Annotated in this window: 14 protein-coding genes; 6 read left to right on the plus strand and 8 right to left on the minus strand. The window is 73.1% G+C overall.

The features are described 5' to 3' along the window. Window positions 1-195: 195 nt before the first annotated feature. The 3 genes from ACIBUY_RS31490 to ACIBUY_RS31500 are packed head-to-tail and all read left to right on the plus strand — an operon-like array spanning window position 196 to window position 3236. Entirely contained in the window at window positions 196-2187 is a 1992-nt protein-coding gene (locus tag ACIBUY_RS31490) for a HelD family protein (protein ID WP_399154428.1), read from the plus strand. 28 nt (window positions 2188-2215) lie between these two features. After that, the gene (locus ACIBUY_RS31495; protein ID WP_399154399.1) at window positions 2216-2494 is read left to right on the plus strand and encodes a hypothetical protein; all 279 of its coding nucleotides are present in this window, start codon (window positions 2216-2218) and stop codon (window positions 2492-2494) included. A gap of 4 nt (window positions 2495-2498) precedes the next feature. After that, the gene (locus tag ACIBUY_RS31500) at window positions 2499-3236 is read left to right on the plus strand and encodes a TioE family transcriptional regulator (RefSeq protein WP_399154400.1); all 738 of its coding nucleotides are present in this window, start codon (window positions 2499-2501) and stop codon (window positions 3234-3236) included. Between the two features lie 5 nt (window positions 3237-3241). Here ACIBUY_RS31500 and ACIBUY_RS31505 read toward each other — a convergent pair whose 3' ends face one another. Both ACIBUY_RS31505 and ACIBUY_RS31510 read right to left on the minus strand, forming a co-directional pair. After that, window positions 3242-3937: a copper homeostasis protein CutC gene (locus ACIBUY_RS31505; protein WP_399154401.1), complete on the minus strand. Its 696-nt coding sequence runs from the start codon at window positions 3935-3937 to the stop codon at window positions 3242-3244. An 85-nt stretch (window positions 3938-4022) separates the two neighbouring features. Beyond that, a complete protein-coding gene (locus tag ACIBUY_RS31510; protein ID WP_399154402.1) occupies window positions 4023-4898 on the minus strand; it encodes a hypothetical protein in 876 nt (291 codons plus the stop codon). A gap of 177 nt (window positions 4899-5075) precedes the next feature. Here ACIBUY_RS31510 and ACIBUY_RS31515 point away from each other — a divergent pair, with 177 nt between their 5' ends. Both ACIBUY_RS31515 and ACIBUY_RS31520 read left to right on the plus strand, forming a co-directional pair. Continuing rightward, on the plus strand, window positions 5076-7337 hold the full coding sequence (locus ACIBUY_RS31515; protein WP_399154403.1) for a heavy metal translocating P-type ATPase: 2262 nt from the start codon (window positions 5076-5078) through the stop codon (window positions 7335-7337). Between the two features lie 161 nt (window positions 7338-7498). Beyond that, window positions 7499-8653, plus strand: coding sequence for a glycosyltransferase 87 family protein (locus ACIBUY_RS31520; RefSeq protein WP_399154404.1), 1155 nt, complete (start codon window positions 7499-7501; stop codon window positions 8651-8653). Here the strand turns inward: ACIBUY_RS31520 and ACIBUY_RS31525 are convergent. Further along, a complete protein-coding gene (locus ACIBUY_RS31525) occupies window positions 8602-10248 on the minus strand; it encodes a DNA repair helicase XPB (RefSeq protein ID WP_399154405.1) in 1647 nt (548 codons plus the stop codon). The two genes, ACIBUY_RS31520 and ACIBUY_RS31525, sit on opposite strands and share 52 nt — an antisense overlap. Window positions 10249-10349: 101 nt before the next feature. Further along, window positions 10350-12785 carry a helicase-associated domain-containing protein gene (locus ACIBUY_RS31530; RefSeq protein WP_365566645.1) on the minus strand — a complete coding sequence of 812 codons (2436 nt, stop codon included), beginning with the start codon at window positions 12783-12785 and terminating at the stop codon, window positions 10350-10352. 169 nt (window positions 12786-12954) lie between these two features. Between ACIBUY_RS31530 and ACIBUY_RS31535 the strand changes: the two genes are divergently transcribed. Next, window positions 12955-13980: a hypothetical protein gene (locus ACIBUY_RS31535; RefSeq protein WP_365566644.1), complete on the plus strand. Its 1026-nt coding sequence runs from the start codon at window positions 12955-12957 to the stop codon at window positions 13978-13980. A 10-nt stretch (window positions 13981-13990) separates the two neighbouring features. On the opposite strand, the gene ACIBUY_RS31540 is transcribed toward ACIBUY_RS31535, so the two are convergent. From ACIBUY_RS31540 to ACIBUY_RS31555, 4 genes are all read right to left on the minus strand, one after another. After that, window positions 13991-14959: an ABC transporter substrate-binding protein gene (locus tag ACIBUY_RS31540; protein ID WP_399154406.1), complete on the minus strand. Its 969-nt coding sequence runs from the start codon at window positions 14957-14959 to the stop codon at window positions 13991-13993. A gap of 88 nt (window positions 14960-15047) precedes the next feature. Beyond that, window positions 15048-15839 (minus strand): ABC transporter ATP-binding protein, encoded by a 792-nt coding sequence (locus ACIBUY_RS31545; RefSeq protein ID WP_365566642.1) that lies wholly within the window; start codon window positions 15837-15839, stop codon window positions 15048-15050. Beyond that, window positions 15836-16924, minus strand: a complete 1089-nt coding sequence (locus ACIBUY_RS31550; RefSeq protein ID WP_399154407.1) for a FecCD family ABC transporter permease — start codon at window positions 16922-16924, stop codon at window positions 15836-15838. Before ACIBUY_RS31550 ends, ACIBUY_RS31545 begins: the two co-directional genes overlap by 4 nt. Beyond that, complete coding sequence (locus ACIBUY_RS31555; protein ID WP_365566640.1) at window positions 16921-17925, minus strand: iron ABC transporter permease; 1005 nt, start codon at window positions 17923-17925, stop codon at window positions 16921-16923. The genes ACIBUY_RS31550 and ACIBUY_RS31555 overlap by 4 nt, the downstream gene beginning before the upstream one ends. Window positions 17926-17987: the final 62 nt, after the last annotated feature.

A 17987-nucleotide genomic window follows, 5' to 3' on the forward strand; every position in this document is an offset into this window, starting at 1 on the left:
CCGTACACTCCTCCGTCTTGCCCGCCTCCCTTCGCTCCTTCGCTGAAGCCGGAGAGCCGCCGCCCGGTCGGAAACCGGTCGGCCCTTGTTGCGTACGCGTATCTGGAGCCGGAGGCAGTAGTTGTGAGTACGTCCACGTCGCCGCTCGACCGCGAGCGCGAGCACCTTCTCTCGTCCCGGGCCGCGCTGCGCGCCATGCGCGAGGACGCCGAGGCGCTCGACATCCGCGACGTCACCGCGAACTGGGTGAACGCCGAGGTGCTGCAGCGCCAGGTCGACGAGCGGATCAAGGCACTCGCCGACCTGAGCCACACGCCGCTCTTCTTCGGGCGGCTCGACTATCTGCACGCGCCGGGCGTCGAGCTCGCCGAGGGCGCGGAGGGCGAGCAGTTCTACATCGGGCGGCGCCATGTGCACGACGCCGACGGCGACCCGATGGTCATCGACTGGCGCGCGCCGGTCTCGCAGCCGTTCTACCGGGCCTCGAAGAAGGACCCGATGGACATCGCGCTGCGCCGCCGATTCGGTTACACCGGCGGGGAGTTGACGGCGTACGAGGACGAGCACCTGTCCGACCCGGCCGAGGTGGCGCAGACCAGCAAGCTGCTCCAGCAGGAGATCGAGCGGCCGCGCGTCGGCCCGATGCGGGACATCGTCGCCACCATCCAGCCGGAGCAGGACGAGATCGTCCGCAGCGGCCTGGCCGGGTCGGTGTGCGTACAGGGAGGCCCCGGCACCGGAAAGACGGCGGTCGGCCTGCACCGCGTCGCCTACCTCCTGTACGCGCACCGCGAGCGGCTCGCCCGCACCGGCACCCTCGTCATCGGCCCGAACAAGTCGTTCCTCCACTACATCGAGCAAGTGCTGCCCGCGCTGGGCGAGTTGGAGGTCAAGCAGGCGACGGTCGATGACCTGGTCACCGGCGCGCAGGTCGAGGTGCGGGGCGCCGACGCCGCACCGGCGGCCGTGATCAAGGGCGACGCCCGGATGGCCGAGGTGCTGCGGCGGGCGCTGCGCTCGCACATCACGCCGCCGACCGAGGGCGTCGTCGTCGTGCGCGGATCACGCCGCTGGCGCGTCGCCTCGTACGAACTGGAAGACATCGTGCGGGAGTTGACCGAGCGTGACATGCGGTACGGGGCGGCGCGCGAGGCCCTGCCGCAGCGCATCGCGCACGCCGTGCTCGTGCAGATGGAGCGGTCGGGGGAGGCGCCGGACGACCGGGTGCAGGACGCGGTCGCGCGCAACACGGCGGTGAAGGCGGCGGTCAAGGAGATCTGGCCCGCCGTCGACCCGGCGAAGCTGGTGCTGCGGCTGCTCTCGGACGCGGACTTCCTGGCCGAGCACGCGGACGGCCTGCTCGACGAGGAGGAGCAGAAGACCATCCTGTGGGACAAGCCGGCGCGGAGCGTGAAGAGCGCCAAGTGGTCCGCCGCGGACGCGGTGTTGATCGACGAGGCGGGCGATCTGATCGCGCGCACGCACTCCCTCGGGCACGTCGTCCTCGACGAGGCGCAGGACCTTTCCCCGATGCAGTACCGGGCGGTGGGGCGGCGCGCGACGACCGGGTCGGTCACCGTGCTCGGCGACCTGGCGCAGGGCACCACGCCCTGGGCGACGCGGAGTTGGGCCGAGGCGCTGTCCCACCTGGGCAAGCCGGACGCGGTGGTGGAGGAGCTGACCGCAGGTTTCCGCGTCCCGACGGACGTCATCACGTACGCCTCGCGCCTGCTGCCGTCCATCGCACCCGGGCTCGCGCCGGTGGCGTCGGTCCGCGAGAACCCCGGCGAGTTCGAGGTCAGGACCGTCACCGGCACCGCGGACGTGGTGGCCGCCTGCCGCGAGGCCCTGGCGCACGAGGGCTCGATCGGCCTGATCGCCGCGGACGCGCGCTGCGCGGACCTGGCCGAGGCGCTCACGCGGGCGGGCCTGTCCTTCCTCGCCCCCGGCGAGGAGACGACGGCCGACTCCCGCCTGACCCTCGTCCCCGCGTCGCTGGCCAAGGGCCTGGAGTACGACTACGTGGTCCTGGACGAGCCCGCCGCGGTGGTCGACGGCGAACCGGACGAACGCACGGGCCTGCGCCGCCTCTACGTGGCCCTGACGAGGGCGGTCTCCGGCCTCCTGGTGATCCATTCGGCCCCACTGCCGCCCCAGCTCGGCCTGGAGGACACCGTACGGTCGTGAGCATGGACGTTCGGGTGCAGGCCGGTAGGTGCGCAGGCTGGGGGTGCCGGAGGGGGAGGCGCGGCTGCGGTTCGGGCTTGCGCGCCTGGAGGTGGGCTTGGCGGACCGGGTGCTCCTCATGCTCGACGGGCAGCCCGCGTTCGAGCGCGCCCTCGACCGCGGCTCCCATCTCTACGAGTCCGTCGTGCCGATGGTCCCCCCGACGTGGAACGAGCGGGACCGGGTGGGCGCGTACGGCCACGGCCGTCGGTACCGCGCCCCGCTCCATCTGCTCGGCCCCGTACAGGCGACGCGCAAGGCGCCATGATCCCATGAGCGCCAGGGAACGGCTGCGGACCGTCGACCTCGCCCGCCTCGTAGGCCTCTCCACCCAGCAGATCCGCAACTACGAGGACCTGGGCGTGCTCCCCGACGTCCCGCGCACCGAATCCGGGTACCGCGTCTTCGGGGACGTGCACCGGGAGGCGCTGCTCGCCTATCGGGTGCTCGCCGAGGGGTACGGGGGGCCCGTCGCGCAGCAGGTCATGCGGGCCGTGCGTGCGGGTGACGAGGCGGGGGCGCTGGCGGCGGTCGACGCGGCGCACGCGGCCGCGCACGAGCAGCGGTGCGCGCTCGCGGCGACCCGGCAGGCGTGGGAGGCGCTTGCGGGTGGTGGTGAACTGCCGCCCGTGACAGGGGACTTGAGGGTCGGCGAGCTGGCCCGGCTGATCGGCGTACGGGCGTCGGCGCTGCGCGTGTGGGAAGCCGCGGGCCTGCTCGCCCCGCGGCGCGAACGGGGCACGGGCTACCGCCTGTTCGGCCCGGAGGACATCCGTGACGCCCGCATCATCCACACCCTGCGGGCGAGCCACTACCTGTTCCGGCAGATCCGCCCGGTCCTCGACGAGCTGCGCGCGAGCGGCGGCGGCGAGGCGCTGCGCGCGGCGCTCGACGAACGGGACCGCGCGCTCACCGCCCGCACGCGCCTGATGCTGCGCGCCGCGGGCCGCCTCGACGAGTATCTGGCATATCTGGCATATCCGGCAGGGCTCAACTCGCCTTCCGCATAGGCGAGTTACGCGTCCAGCGCCTCGCGCCACACCCGTACCGCGTCGGCGGAGACCGGCCCGTTCCAGCCGTCGGGCCGGGACGCCCCGCCGATGTGGAACGCCGAGATCCCGGCCTCCCGCAGCCCCGCGACGTGCTCGAGCCGGAGGCCGCCGCCGACGAGGATCTCCTGCTCGTACCCCGGCTCGCCGGAGGCCGCCCGGGCCGCCTCGGCCACCAGGACGTCGAGCCCCGCGTCCACGCCGTCCGCCGACCCGGCGGTCAAATACGTGTCCAGGCCCGGCAGATCGGCCAGTTGCTTGCGCAGCGCGTCCCGGTCGGCGGCACGGTCGATGGCCCGGTGGAACGTCCACCGGCATCCGTCGAGCTCCTCGACGACCCGCTCGACGGCGGCCATGTCGGGGCCCCCGTGCGCGTCCAGGAACCCGAGCACGAACTCGTCCGCCCCCGCGTCCCGCATCTCCCGCGCGGCCCGCACGAGCGACGCGACGTCCCCCGCGTCGAAGCCGTCCGCGAGGCGCAGCATCACGCGCAGCCGGATGTCCACGGCCGAGCGGATCGCCGCGAAGGTCTCCACCGACGGCGTCAGTCCGTCCGCCGCCATGTCGGTGACCAGCTCCAGGCGGTCCGCACCCCCGGCCTGGGCGGCGATGGCGTCCTCCGCGTCGAGGGCGATCACCTCCAGGACTGCACGCTTGCTCATGACGCTCCTGTCGCGAAGACCCGGCAGGGCCCGGTCGGAGGCCACAGATAGGTCTAGTCTGGTCTAGTCCAATGTCCCGCCCAGCCTACGCCGCGTGCACGGTGAACGCAGCCGTCCTGACCTCCCCGTCGTGCTTGAAATCCAGGAAGAGGCGGTACGTCCCGGTGCTGGGCGCGGTCGCGGTGAAGGAAACCTCCGGGCCCGGCCTGCCGTCGTGCGGGTGAACGTGAAGGTACGCGAGGTCGCCCGAGCGCAGCGCGACCAGGTGCCCGTACGCCCCGAGGTACGGCTCCAGATCGGTGACGGGCCGCCCGTCCTTGTACACGCTCAGCGCCAGCTCGCTCGCGGCGCCGGGCCGCAGCGCGCCCTCGATCCGCACCTCGTAGCCGCCCTCGACCTCGGCCCGTGCGGCATGCTCCGGCAGCCGCGCGGGCGCGTACTGCCCGGCGACGCCGAGCCCCGCACCGAGCGTCAGCCCCTCCTTCTCGCCGCTCGGCGTGAAGTCCGCGAAGACCCGGTAGTCGCCGGCCTTCGGCAGCGAGACCGGTGTCGACCAGGTCCCGTCGGCCGCCCGCACCGGGTGCAGATGCCGGTACGCGGTCAGGTCGCGCGAGGCGACGATGAGGTGCAGCTCCTTGCCGTGCTCCGTCTCGTACGAGGTCACGGGCTTTCCGGTGGCGTCCTTGCGGATCGTGAAGCGCAGCTCGCCGCTGGTCCCCGGCAGCCGGTCCTTCGCCAGGGCGAGCGTGTACCCGCGCTCGGACACCTGCAGCCCGCCGGGCACGACGTCCGTGGCCGCCACCGCACCCTCCTCTGTGTTCTGGCCGTGCCCGCCGTGTTCGTTTGAGGGCCGCTCGTCCGCGGCGGTCACCGGGGACACCCCGCTGCCCACCCCGTATGCGGTCCCGAACGTGGCGGCGACGGCGGCGGCGAAGGCGGTGATCTTCAGTCCGGTACGCATGGCGACTCCTTGGGGTGTGGTGCCTCGGTCCTGATGGATGGTCCTGATGGATACGAAGATACCCCCAGGGGGTATGAAGTCAAGCAGGGGTCAGCCTTGCGATTGGTACCCCCCAGGGGTATAACTGGATCACATCACGGGGTACCCGCCCCGGGTACCCGTTCACCAGGAGGCATCATGTCGGCGCACACCGTCGCCCCGCCCGCACAGGTGGAACTCGCCATCGGCGGCATGACCTGCGCGTCGTGCGCCGCCCGCATCGAGAAGAAGCTGAACCGGATGGACGGCGTCGAGGCGACCGTCAACTACGCGACCGAGAAGGCGAAGGTCACCTTCGCGGACGGCGTCGGGGTCGCGGACCTCATCGCCACCGTCGAGGCGACCGGGTACACGGCGCAGGAGCCCACGCCCCCGGCGGCGCGGGACGAGGAGTCCGGGGCCGACGCCGAGGACGACGGGCTTCGCCCTCTGCGCCAGCGCCTGATCACCGCGGTCGCGCTCGCGCTCCCGGTCATCGCGATGGCGATGGTCCCGGCCCTGCAGTTCGAGTACTGGCAGTGGCTGTCCCTCACGCTCGCCGCGCCCGTCGTCACGTACGCGGCCTGGCCCTTCCACAAGGCGGCGTTCACGAACGCGCGGCACGGCGCCGCGACGATGGACACGCTGATCTCGGTCGGCACGTCGGCGGCGTTCCTGTGGTCGCTGTGGGCGCTGTTCTTCGGCACGGCCGGCACGCCCGGCATGACGCACCCCTTCGAGCTGACCATCGGGCGCAGCGACGGCGCGGGCAACATCTACCTGGAGGCCGCGGCCGGAGTCACCGCGTTCATCCTCGCGGGCCGCTACTTCGAGGCGCGCTCCAAGCGCAAGGCGGGCGCCGCGCTCAAGGCCCTGCTCGAACTTGGCGCCAAGGACGTCACCGTCCTCCACGACGGCGGCCACGAAATGACCATCCCGGTCAGTGAGTTGAAGGCCGGTGACCGTTTCCTCGTCCGCCCCGGGGAGAAGATCGCCACGGACGGCACCGTCGTCGAGGGCTCATCCGCCGTGGATGCTTCCATGCTCACCGGCGAGTCCGTGCCCGTCGAGGTCGCCACCGGCGACGCGGTCACCGGCGCCACGCTCAACGTCGGCGGCCGGCTCGTCGTCGAGGCGACCCGGGTCGGCGCCGACACCCAGCTCGCCCGCATGGCCAAGCTCGTCGAGGACGCGCAGAACGGCAAGGCGGCGGCCCAGCGCCTCGCCGACAAGATCTCCGCCGTCTTCGTGCCGGTCGTCATCGCCCTGGCCGTCGCCACCCTCGGCTTCTGGCTCGGCAACGGCGCGGGCCTGACCGCCGCGTTCACGGCCGCGGTCGCGGTCCTGATCATCGCCTGCCCGTGCGCCCTCGGCCTCGCCACGCCCACGGCCCTGATGGTCGGCACCGGACGCGGCGCCCAGCTCGGCATCCTCATCAAGGGCCCCGAGGTCCTCGAGTCCACCCGCAAGGTCGACACGATCGTCCTCGACAAGACCGGAACGGTGACGACGGGCCGGATGACGCTGCTCGCCACGCACGTCGTGGAGGGCGGTTCGAAGGCCGAAGTCCTGCGCCTGGCAGGCGCGTTGGAGCACGCGTCCGAGCACCCCATCGCGCAGGCCGTGGCGGCGGGCGCCACCGCGGAGGCCGGCGCGCTGCCCGCCCCCGAGGACTTCGCCAACATCGCCGGACTCGGCGTCCAGGGCGTCGTCGAGGGCCACGCCGTCCTCGTCGGCCGCGAGCAGCTGCTCGCGGAGTGGGAGATCCACCTCCCGGTGGAGCTCGCCCGCGCCAAGGCCGAGGCGGAAGCGGCGGGCCGTACGGCGATCGCAGTGGCCTGGGACGGCGAGGCCCGCGCGGTCCTCGAAGTCGCCGACGCGGTGAAGGAGACCAGCGCGGAGGCCATCCGCCGATTCCGTGAACTGGGCCTGCGCCCGGTCCTGTTGACCGGCGACAACGAGGCCGTGGCCCGCTCGGTCGCCGCCGAGGTCGGCATCGCGGAGTCCGACGTCATCGCCGAGGTCCTGCCGCAGGACAAGGTCGACGTCGTCAAGCGCCTCCAGGCGGAGGGCCGTTCGGTGGCCATGGTCGGCGACGGCGTCAACGACGCGGCCGCACTCGCCCAGGCCGACCTGGGCCTGGCGATGGGCACGGGCACGGACGCGGCGATCGAGGCGGGTGACCTCACTCTGGTACGGGGTGACCTGCGCTCGGCGGCCGACGCGATCCGGCTCTCCCGCCGCACCCTGGGCACGATCCGCTCGAACCTGTTCTGGGCCTTCGCCTACAACGTGGCGGCACTGCCGCTCGCCGCGGCGGGTCTGCTGAACCCCATGATCGCCGGGGCGGCCATGGCCTTCTCCTCGGTCTTCGTGGTCGGCAACAGCTTGCGGCTCCGCCGGTTCCGGGCGGGTTTCTAGAGCGCCGTGGCTCCGCCGGCCCGGTATTCGACCAACCGCCGGTGGACTTCTCGCCCAGTTCCCCGCGCCCCTTCGGGGGCGCGGGGAACTGCGCGACCGGCCCCCACCGGCCGGTGGTCGCGATCGCACCGGCGGAGCCACGACGCATAGGCTCGCCCACCGTGACCCCCCGCACACGCACAGCAGCGATCACCTACCTCCCGTTCGCCACCTCCGCGGCGGCGCTCCTCGCCCTCTGCGTCATCCAAAAGACCCCGATGGCCGACGCCCTGGTCTACAGAGCAGAAGGCGCCGCCGCGGCAGCAGGCGGCGCGGACCTCTACGGATTCACGGTCACCGCGTGGCAACTCCCCGCCACCTACCCCCCGTTCGCCGCACTCCTCTTCATCCCGACGACCTGGCTCCCGCTCCCCGCCCTCAAGGCCGTCTTCCTCCTCGCCAACATCGCCCTCACCGCGGCCCTGATCCACCTGTCCTGCCGCCTGGCGGGCCTGCGCCCCACGCGGGCCACCCTGTGCCTGCTCGCCGGCGGAGCCCTCTGGCTCGAACCGGTCTTCCAGACCGTCCTGTTCGGCCAGGTCAACCTCGCGCTCGCCTGCCTGATCCTGTGGGACCTGACACGGCCGGAGGGCGCCCGCGCCAAGGGGCTCGCCCTCGGTGTCGCGGCAGGCGTCAAACTCACCCCGGCGCTCTTCATCCTCTGGCTGCTGCTGCGGGGCAGGCGCCGCGAGGCCGGGTGGGCGGCGGCGGGGGCGGCGGCGACCGTCCTGCTCGGCGCGGCCGTACTCCCGTACGCCAGCTGGGAGTTCTGGACGCGCAGGCTGTTCGAGACCGGCCGGGTCGGCAAGGCGTGGATCGTCGACAACCAGTCGCTGCAAGGCCTGGTGGCACGGGCGATGCACGCGGGCGAACCCGGCCCGTGGTGGGCGCTCCCGGCGGCGCTCACCGCCGTCCTCGGGCTCTACGCGGCCACGCGCCGGGCCAGGACGGACGCCGAGGGCATCGCCCTGACCGCCCTGACGATGCTCCTGGTCTGCCCGATCAGCTGGTCCCACCACTGGGTGTGGTGCGTACCGCTGCTCGCGCTGCTGTGGGCGCGGGGCCATCACCGTACGGCGGTCGCCGCGGCGGTCGTCTTCACGGCCCGCACGATGTGGCTGCTGCCCCACCAGGGCGACCTGGACCTGCAACTCCCTTGGTGGCAGCAGCCGTTGGCCGCCCCGTACCCCCTCGTGGGGCTCGCCCTGCTGGGTGCGGCGGTCGGTCAGTTGCCGCCCGCGAGGAGTTCGTCCGCGTCGACGATCCGGTACGCGTAGCCCTGTTCCGCCAGGAAGCGCTGCCGGTGGGCGGCGAAGTCCTGGTCGATGGTGTCGCGGGCGACGACCGAGTAGAAGCGGGCCTCGTGCCCGTCCGCCTTCGGGCGCAGCACACGGCCGAGGCGCTGCGCCTCCTCCTGCCGCGACCCGAACGTGCCGGACACCTGGATGGCGACGGTCGCCTCGGGCAGGTCGATGGAGAAGTTCGCGACCTTCGACACGACCAGCACGCTGATCTCGCCCTGCCGGAACGCCTCGAAGAGCTTCTCGCGGACCGCGTTCGTCGTCTCGCCCTTGATGACCGGCGCGTCCAAGTGGGCGCCCAGCTCGTCGAGTTGGTCGATGTACTGCCCGATGACGAGGGTCTGCTCACCCGCGTGCTTGCGCACGAGCGCCTCGGTGACCTTGCGCTTGGTGGCGGTCGTCGCGCAGAACCGGTACTTCTCCTCGGCCTCGGCGGTGGCGTACGCGAGCCGCTCGGAGTCCGTCAGATTGACCCGCACCTCGACACAGTCGGCGGGCGCGATGTACCCCTGCGCCTCGATCTCCTTCCACGGCGCGTCGAACCGCTTCGGCCCGATGAGCGAGAAGACGTCCGACTCCCGCCCGTCCTCGCGCACGAGCGTCGCGGTGAGCCCCAGCCGGCGCCGGGCCTGGAGGTCGGCGGTGAACTTGAAGACGGGCGCGGGCAGCAGGTGCACCTCGTCGTAGACGACGAGTCCCCAGTCGCGCGAATCGAAGAGCTCCAGGTGCGGGTAGACACCCTTCCGCTTCGTCGTCAGGACCTGGTACGTGGCGATGGTGACCGGCCGGATCTCCTTCTTCGTACCGCTGTACTCGCCGATCTCGTCCTCGGTCAGCGAGGTCCGCTTCACCAGCTCGTGCTTCCACTGCCGGGCGGAGACAGTGTTCGTGACGAGGATGAGGGTGGTCGCCTTGGCCTGCGCCATGGCCCCGGCGCCGACGAGCGTCTTGCCCGCCCCGCACGGCAGCACGACGACACCGCTGCCGCCGTGCCAGAAGCCCTCGACGGCCTGCTTCTGGTACGGGCGAAGGGCCCAGCCGTCCTCGGCGAGCTCGATGGGGTGCGCCTCGCCGTCGACGTACCCGGCGAGGTCCTCGGCCGGCCAGCCCAGCTTCAGGAGCGTCTGCTTGACCTGCCCGCGCTCGGAGGGGTGCACGGCCACGGTGTCGGCGTCGATCCGGGCGCCCACCAGCGGGGCGACCTTCTTGGACCGCAGGATCTCCTCGAGCACGGGCCGGTCGGTGGTCGTGAGCACCAGCCCGTGGGCCGGGTGCTTGGACAGCGTGAGGCGGCCGTAGCGGTCCATCGTCTCGGCGATGTCGACGAGCAGCGCGTGCGGCACCGGGTACCGGCTGAACTCGACGAGCGCGTCCACGACCTGCTCCGCGTCGTGCCCGGCGGCCCGCGCGTTCCACAGCCCCAGCGGCGTGAGCCGGTAGGTGTGGATGTGCTCGGGGGCCCGCTCCAGCTCGGCGAACGGGGCGATCGCCCGGCGGCACGCGTCGGCCTGCTCGTGGTCGACCTCAAGAAGCAGGGTCTTGTCCGACTGGACGATGAGTGGACCGTTCACGCGCGGCACCCTTTCTGCATGGGCCTGGCCGGAGTGGCCAAACGTCCAGTGTGCCGCATGCCGCGCGGTGAGCGGAGTGACGCAGGTCGCGTCCGGCGTCCCTACTGCTCGGAGAGTTCCGCGACCCCCGTCACCCGGTGCAGCGGATACGTGCGCACCTCGTCGGCCGTGTGGTCGTACGCCGTCACGAAGCCGCCCTCGACGCGGATCGGGGCGATGACGCGCTGGCTGGCGGCGCCCTCCGCGTTCACGTAGCCGATCCACAGGGTGTCGCCCGTCATGACCGCGGCCTGCATCGTGGCGAGGGTCTCGGCGGCCGTGGTGCGGGGGAGTGCGCCGTCGCCGGGGTGGGCGGGGGTCTCCTTGCGCGGGGTCGTGGCCGCCAGGTCGCCCGCCCTGATGGCCCGGATCGCGGCGTCCAGGAGCGTCCCGTCGGGCAGCGGCGGGCCGTCGGGGACCGGCTCGGGGGCCGTGCGCGGCGGGGTGCGGTGGGCGTGGGCGCGGGTGATGAGGACGTCGCCGTCGGGGGTCTCCGCGGCCGGCGCGAAGCCCATCGAGCGCAGGCCGTCCAGGAGCGTGCCGGGGTCGGCCTGGGCCGCGAGGACGGTCGGGGCGAGGCGGCGCAGGCGCAGGGCGGCGGCCCGCTTGTCGGCGAGGATCTCGCCGAGGACGGCGTCGTCGTCGCAGCGGACGTAGGCGGAGGCCGCGCCGATGCGCAGGTGGCCGTGGCGGCGGGCCACGTCGTCGATCAGGTAGGCGAGCGGCTGGGGGACCGGCGTACGGGCGTGGGCGGCCAGGAACGCGTGCAGGTCGGAGGCCGTGCGGCCCGCGTCGAGCGCGCGGCGCACCGAACCCGGCGTGAACCGGTAGACCGTCGCGCCGCCCTTCGACTCGACGTCCGCGAGCACGGCGAGCGCCTCGGCGAGGGGGCGCTCCAGCGGTCCCGGCGCGACCGCCGTCAGGTCCGCCTGGAGCAGGACGTGGTCGAGGGGCTCGGGCAGCATCGGGGCCAGGAGCTTCTCGGCGCGGGCGGTCGCCGTGGCGTGTACCGGTCCTGAACTGGAGGTCAGGTTCTGGTCGGCGAGCAGCGCGCGGCCGTGCGCGGAGAGCGCGCCGCGGCCCGTCACGCCGAGCAACTCGGCCTCGGCCAGCGTCCATTGGGCCAGGCGCGTGCGCAGGTCGCGCGTGCTGGGCGAGGGCCGCTCCCACGTGAGCCTGGCGAGCAGCGACTCCGGGTCGGGGGACGCGCCCTCGGGCAGGGCGGCGAGCAGGGTCAGGACCCGGTGGCGTACCTCAGGCGCCGCCGAGCGGTCCAGGTGCGGGCCGAGCGCGGACAGCGTGCGGTCCTTGCTGTCGCGCCCGCCGACCACGCCGGAGGTGCGCGTCGCCGCCAGCCAGGGCGCCGCGAGCCGCGCCCACCGCTCGGCGGGCGGCCGCTCCAGCCACTCGTCGTACGCGGGCGTCGCCGCGTACTGCTCGTCGGCCTCGCCGTCCGACGCCAACAGGCCGGCTCCATAAGCCAGTTCGACCCAGAACGCGGCTGTTTGCTCCGTCGTGTCCAGGGCCGTCGCCGTGCGCTTGAGGTCCCGCACGCTCAGCCCGCCCGCGCGCAGGACGGTGGGGCCGCCCTCGTCCCAGTCCTTCAGCAGCTCCTCGACCGTGTCGAGCGCCGTGTACGCCTGCGCGGCCGCCGCCGCGTCCACAACCTGTGGACGGTGCGCCGCCTTCTCCCGCACCTCGGGCGGCAGCGGCTCCAGCTCGCGGTGCGCACGGCCGCCGCGCAGGTGCAGCGCCGCCTCCCGGGGCAGCACGACCGTGCCGGGCGTGGTGGGCAGCAGCAGGCCGCGGTCCAGGAGCCAGCGCAGGTGTGCCGCGGGCTGGGCGGTCACCTGACCGTACGGCGGCCCCCACACCAGGCGGTTCAGTACGTCGACGGACTCGGCCGGGGCCTCGTCGAGCAGCGCCGACATCCGCTCGGGCGTGGTGAACAGCTCGGTGAGCCCCGCCACCGCCGACACCCCGTCGTGCGTCGACGGCAGCCCGGCCGCCGCCACGATCTCCTGCAGCCGGGTCGGCGACATGCCCGACGTGGCCTCGGCGACCGTCGGGCCGAGGCCGGTGGGCGAGGGGTGCTGCGGGGCCGGCGCGAGCAGTTCACGGACGGTGCGCACGAGCCGGATCTGCTCGTCGCCGCCCCACAGCAGGGCCTGTTCGCGCAGGGTCGCCACGGCGCCGGGCAGCGCGTCGGCGGTGTGCTCACCCGGCAGCAGGGCGAGCAGCTTCTCGTACGTCGCCGGTTCCGGGGCCACGGCCAGCGCCTGCGCCACCTGCTGTGTGAACCGGTCGAGGCGGTCCAGGGCACGGATGACGCTGGCGCGGGTGCCTGCGCGCGTCGCGAGCTGGGTGAGGTCGTTCGGGACCGGGCCGAGCAGGTCGGGACGGGCCCGCAGCAGACGGGCCAACGACGCGTCGTCACGGGTCCGCAGGGCTTCCGCGAGGGAGCGGGGGGCCGCCGGGGGCTGCTCGTTGGGGCTCATCTGACCCACGGTAGCGGGCTTCCGTCCTGCCACGGCTGTTGGTTGCCGGGTGCGGCTTTCGTCGTGGCTGGTCGCGCCCCGCGGCGGAGCCGCATATGGACAGGGTCCCGTGCCCCTGCGGGGCGCTGTACCGTCGGGGGGTCAACTGTGCAGCCCCGGAGGGGACTTCGTGGGGATCGAGAGTGATCAACTCGTCTACGACTATCTGAGCCGCGTCGGCGACCTGGCCCAGCAGCGGCAGCTGCCGTCGGGCACCAGGATGCGCCTGGTCACGGAGTTGCGGGGCGAGATCGACCGGCGCCGCGCCAAGGCCACCGTGGACAGCCCGGCCGCGGTGCGCCGCATCCTGGACCGGCTCGGTACCCCGGAGGGGATAGTCAGCGGCGCCACAGAGGCGGGGCCCGGGGCCGACCCGGCGGCGCCGCTGCTCCGGCCGCTGCCCGAGCAGCCCGCCCCGGAGCGTCGCCGACGACGGGTCGTGCCGCGGCCCCGGCGCGAGCGCGAGGACGTACGCGAAGAGCCCGCCGACGTGCCCTCGCCCCCGCACCTGGCGGGCACCGACGAACTCGGCGCGTCCGGCGACGAGACCGACTGGTGGCGCATAGGGGCGGGTGGCACCGGATCGCTCGCGGACACGGACTCCGTGCCGGGGTTCGTCGGCGGGGTGGAGATCCCGGAGATCCTCAGGCGGCCCGGGCCCGGGCCCGAGCTGCGCAAGAGGCCGGTGCCGCGGGCGGAGCCCGAAGAGGACGAGGAGTACGCGGAGTACGCCGCCGACGACGAGGAGGCGTACGAGGACGCGGCGGAGACCGGGCGCCGCGTACGGCGGTTCGCCCGCCCCCGCTTCGCCCCGGCCGGCGGCCTCACGAACCCGCTGCTGCTGCTCGCGGCCGCCGCGCTCGTCGTCGGCGCCGTCCTCGGCAACATCCTCGCGCTGCTCATCGGCTGGGCCGTCGTCTACCTCTCCCGGAACCTGACCCTGGGCCAGAAGAAGTGGGCGGTCTTCGGGCTGCCCGGGCTCGCCGCGGTCGGCGGCATCGTCTGGCTGTGGGGGCGTACGGACGGGCGGTGGGGCGCGCCGATCCCCGACGGGCGGATGAGCGGCGCGCTCGGCGAGACCTGGCCGTGGGTGCTGCGGTGTGCGGCGATCGCGTCCGCGCTGTACCTGGTGTGGCGTTCGCAGCGGGCCCGCTGAGCGCGCCGGGTCAGCGCGTGAGGTCGGACTGCAGCTCGTCCAGGATCTGGTCCGCCGCGCTGTAGCCGATGCCCTGGATCCACAGCTCGTCGTCGACCTGGAACACGCGGTCGTCCCTGACCGCCTTCAGGCCCCGCCACAGGCCGCTCGTGGTGGTCTCGGTGACCTTGGCCTTGCCCGGACTCCCGTACGTGGACGTGAAGATGACGTCCGCGTCGGCCTTGTCGATCTGCTCCGGGCTGACGTCGTACGAGAACCCGTCCTTGGCCTTGTCGGTGACCGCGGGGCGGCCGACGCCGACGTCGGCGAGGATCGTGCCGATGTAGTTCTGCTTGCCGTAGATGCGGATGTCGGCGCCCTCGACGAACCGGACGACGTTGACCTGCGTCCCGGCCGCCTTCGCCTTGCCGCCGAGAGCCTTGGTGACGGCGGCGACATGGGTCTCGTACCGCTTGATCGCCTGCTCGGCCCGGGGCTTCTTGCCGAGGGCGTCGGCGTGCGTGCGGAAGTTCTGCTTCCAGGGGTAGCCGGTCGACTCGGTGAGCACGGTCGGGGCGATGGCGCTGAGCTGCTGGTAGCGCTGGCCGTCGCGGATCTTGCTGGACAGGATCAGGTCGGGCTTGAGCCCGGCGATCTTCTCCAGGTTCGGGTTCGCGATCTCGCCGACCTCCGTGATGCCGGTGGTCTGCGACTGCGGCAGGTACGAGAGGAAGGCCTGCTCGGCGCCTGCGCGCGTGGCGCCGACGGGCTTCACGCCGAGGGTGATCGCGGAGTCGAGTTCCGCGGTGTCGAGGACGACGACGCGCTGGGGGTTGTTCTTGACCTTGACGTCGCCCATGGCGGTCTTGACCGTGTGAGTGCCGTCGGCCGCGGGCGGGCCGGGCTTGTCCTTCGCGGCGTCGTCGGAGCTACAGGCCGATAGGGAGAGGGCCGTGGTGAGGGCGAGGGTTCCGATGACAGTGCCGCGGTGCTTGTGCATGGGTGCCTTTCGGTGTCTCGTCTGCCGGGTGCTCGTGCGTTGCCGTGTGCCGGTCCGTCGTGGCTGGTCGCGCAGTTCCCCGCGCCCCTTACGGGGCGCTCCATGGCATCCCCGGTACCACCAGCGGGGAGCCGGTCACCGGGTCGGGGACGACCACGCACTCCAGGCCGAAGACCTCGCGCACCAGGTCCGCCGTGACGATCTTCGCGGGGGCGCCCTCGGCGACGATGCGGCCCTCCTTCATGGCGACGAGGTGGTCGGCGTAGCGGGCCGCCTGGTTGAGGTCGTGCAGGACGAGGGCGATCGTACGGCCCTTGTCATGGTTCAACTGGCGTACCAGATCAAGGACTTCGACCTGGTGCGAGATGTCCAGGTACGTCGTGGGCTCGTCGAGGAGGAGGATGTCCGTCTCCTGGGCGAGGGCCATCGCGATCCACACGCGCTGGCGCTGGCCGCCGGAGAGCTCGTCGACGTTGCGGTCGGCGAGGGCGGCGACATCGGTGCGCTCCATCGCCTCCGTGACGGCCTTCTCGTCGGCGTCGGACCACTGCTGCCACCAGCTCTGGTGCGGCTGGCGCCCGCGCGAGACGAGGTCGGCGACGGTGATCGCCTCGGGCGCGACCGGGCTCTGCGGCAGCAGGCCGATCTGCTGGGCGATCTTCTTGGTGGGCAGGCCGGCCAGCGCCTTGCCGTCGAGGAGGACCGAACCGGCCGCGGGCTTGAGGAGTCGGCCGAGGGCGCGCAGGGTCGTCGACTTGCCGCAGGCGTTCGGGCCGACGATCACCGTCACCTCGCCGTCGGGGACGGCGAGGTCGAGGTCGTGCACGACGGTGCGGTCCTCGTAGGCGAGCGTCAGGTCGCGGGCCGTGAGCCGGCTCATGCGGTGCCTCCGGAGGTGGAGCGGGCGGAGCGGCTGCGGACACTGTGACTTCTCACGAGCAGCCAGATCAGGTACGGGGCACCGACGGCCGCGGTCAGGACGCCGACCGGCAGTTCGGTGGGGGAGAACAGGCGGCGGGCGAGCAGATCGGAGACGACCACGATCACCGCGCCGAGCAGCGCCGAGCAGAGCAGCGGGATCTGCGCGGTCCGGGTCAGCCGGCGGGCGATCTGCGGGGCGAGCAGCGCCACGAAGTCGACCGGGCCCGCGGCGCCGGTCGCGACGGACGCGAGGACGACGCCGAGTGCGACGAGTCCCAGGCGTACGCGGCCCAGGCGCACCCCGAGTGCCGTCGCCGTGTCGTCGTCCAGGCTGACGGTGCGCTGCGCGCGGGCCGCCCACGCGATGCACGGGACCAGGAGGAGCAGGATCCAGGCCAGCGGGCGGGCCTCGGGCCAGCCGCGGCCGTTGAGCGAGCCCGTCATCCAGATCTGGGCCTGCTGCGCGACGAGGTAGTCGCCCTTCGTCATGAACAGGGTGGTGATCGAGCGCAGGGCGATCGCGAAGCCGATGCCGATCAGCACGAAGCGGGTGGCGTGCAGGCCGCCGCGCCAGGCGAAGAGGTAGACGAGGGCGGCGGCGACGATGCCGCCGGCCACGGACACGTACGGCAGGACGGCGTACGAGGTCAGGCCGAACGTCATCGCGGCCACGGTGACCGCGCTCGCGCCCTGGCTGATGCCGATGATGTCGGGGCTGGCCAGCGGGTTGCGGGCGACGGTCTGGATGAGGGCGCCCGCGATCCCGAACGCGGCGCCGACCAGCAGGCCGACCACCATGCGGGGTTCGCGCAGCGTGCCCACCACCAGCTCGTCGGGGGACGGCTGCCCGGTGAGGACCTTGAGGACCTCGGCGGGGCTCGTGAACGTCTCGCCGACGCAGAGGTACGCGAGACAGCTCAAGCCGAGGGCGACGGTGAGGGCGGCGGCGACGACCGTCGCCCGGCGGTGCACCAGGAAGCGGGCGCGACCGGCCCGCACCACCGCGTAACCGGCGGGGCGCACCCCGGCCGTCGTGGCGCTCATGCGGGGACCGCCTTCCTGCGGACCAGGGTGACCAGGAACGGGACGCCGATCAGGGCCGTCATCACGCCCGCGGGCACCTCGCTCGGCGGGAACACGATCCGGCCGACCGTGTCGGAGACCAGCAGCATCACCGGTCCTGTCAGCGCCGCCATCGGCAGCAGCCAGCGGTGGTCGGAGCCGACGAGGGCGCGGGCGATGTGCGGGACGGCCAGGCCGATGAACGCGATGGGTCCGGCCGCGGCCACGCCCACCCCGGTGAGGATCGTCGCGCCGAGCCCGCCGACGATGCGGACCGTCGCCACCCGCTGCCCGAGCCCCTTCGCCACGTCCTCGCCGAGCGCGAGCGCGTCGAGGCCGCGCGCGACCGAGAGGACGAGCACGACGCCCACGACGAGGAACGGCCAGATCTGGCCGATCAGTTCGGAGTCCCGGCCGGAGAGCGAACCCACCTGCCAGAACCGGAACTCGTCGAGCGCCGACGCCTTGGTGGTGAGGACCGCGGTGGTGACGGAGACGAGCAGCGCGTTGATCGCGGCGCCGCCGAGCGCGAGTTTCACCGGCGTCGCGCCGCCCCGGCCGCTCGACGCGATCGCGTACACGGCGACCGATGCGATGCCCGCTCCGGCGAACGCGAACCACACGTACCCGGTGAGCGTGTGGATGCCGAGATAGGCGATGGCGAGCACGACGCCGACCGACGCGCCCTGGCTGATGCCGAGGATGCCCGGGTCGGCGATGGGGTTGCGGGTGATGCCCTGCAGGACGGTGCCGGCCAGCGCGAGGGCCGCGCCGACCATCAGGCCGATGACCGTACGCGGCAGACGCAGGCCCCTGATCACCTCGGCGGCGTTGCTGTGGCCGCCGTGCAGCAGGGCGTCGAACACGGCGGACGGTGCGATCGCGCGGGCGCCCACCGCGAGGCTGAGCAGCACCGCGAGGGCCAGCGCCACGGCCGCCGCCACGATCGCGAGGACCTTGGCGGCACCGTGTCTGACAGGCATGCACAACTCCGGTCGGGTCGGGCTTGGTAAGGCTTAGCTAAGTATGGGCTGTGAGGGCCCAT

It is taken from the genome of Streptomyces sp. NPDC050085 (assembly GCF_044460595.1).
Taxonomy (GTDB): Bacteria; Actinomycetota; Actinomycetes; order Streptomycetales; family Streptomycetaceae; genus Streptomyces.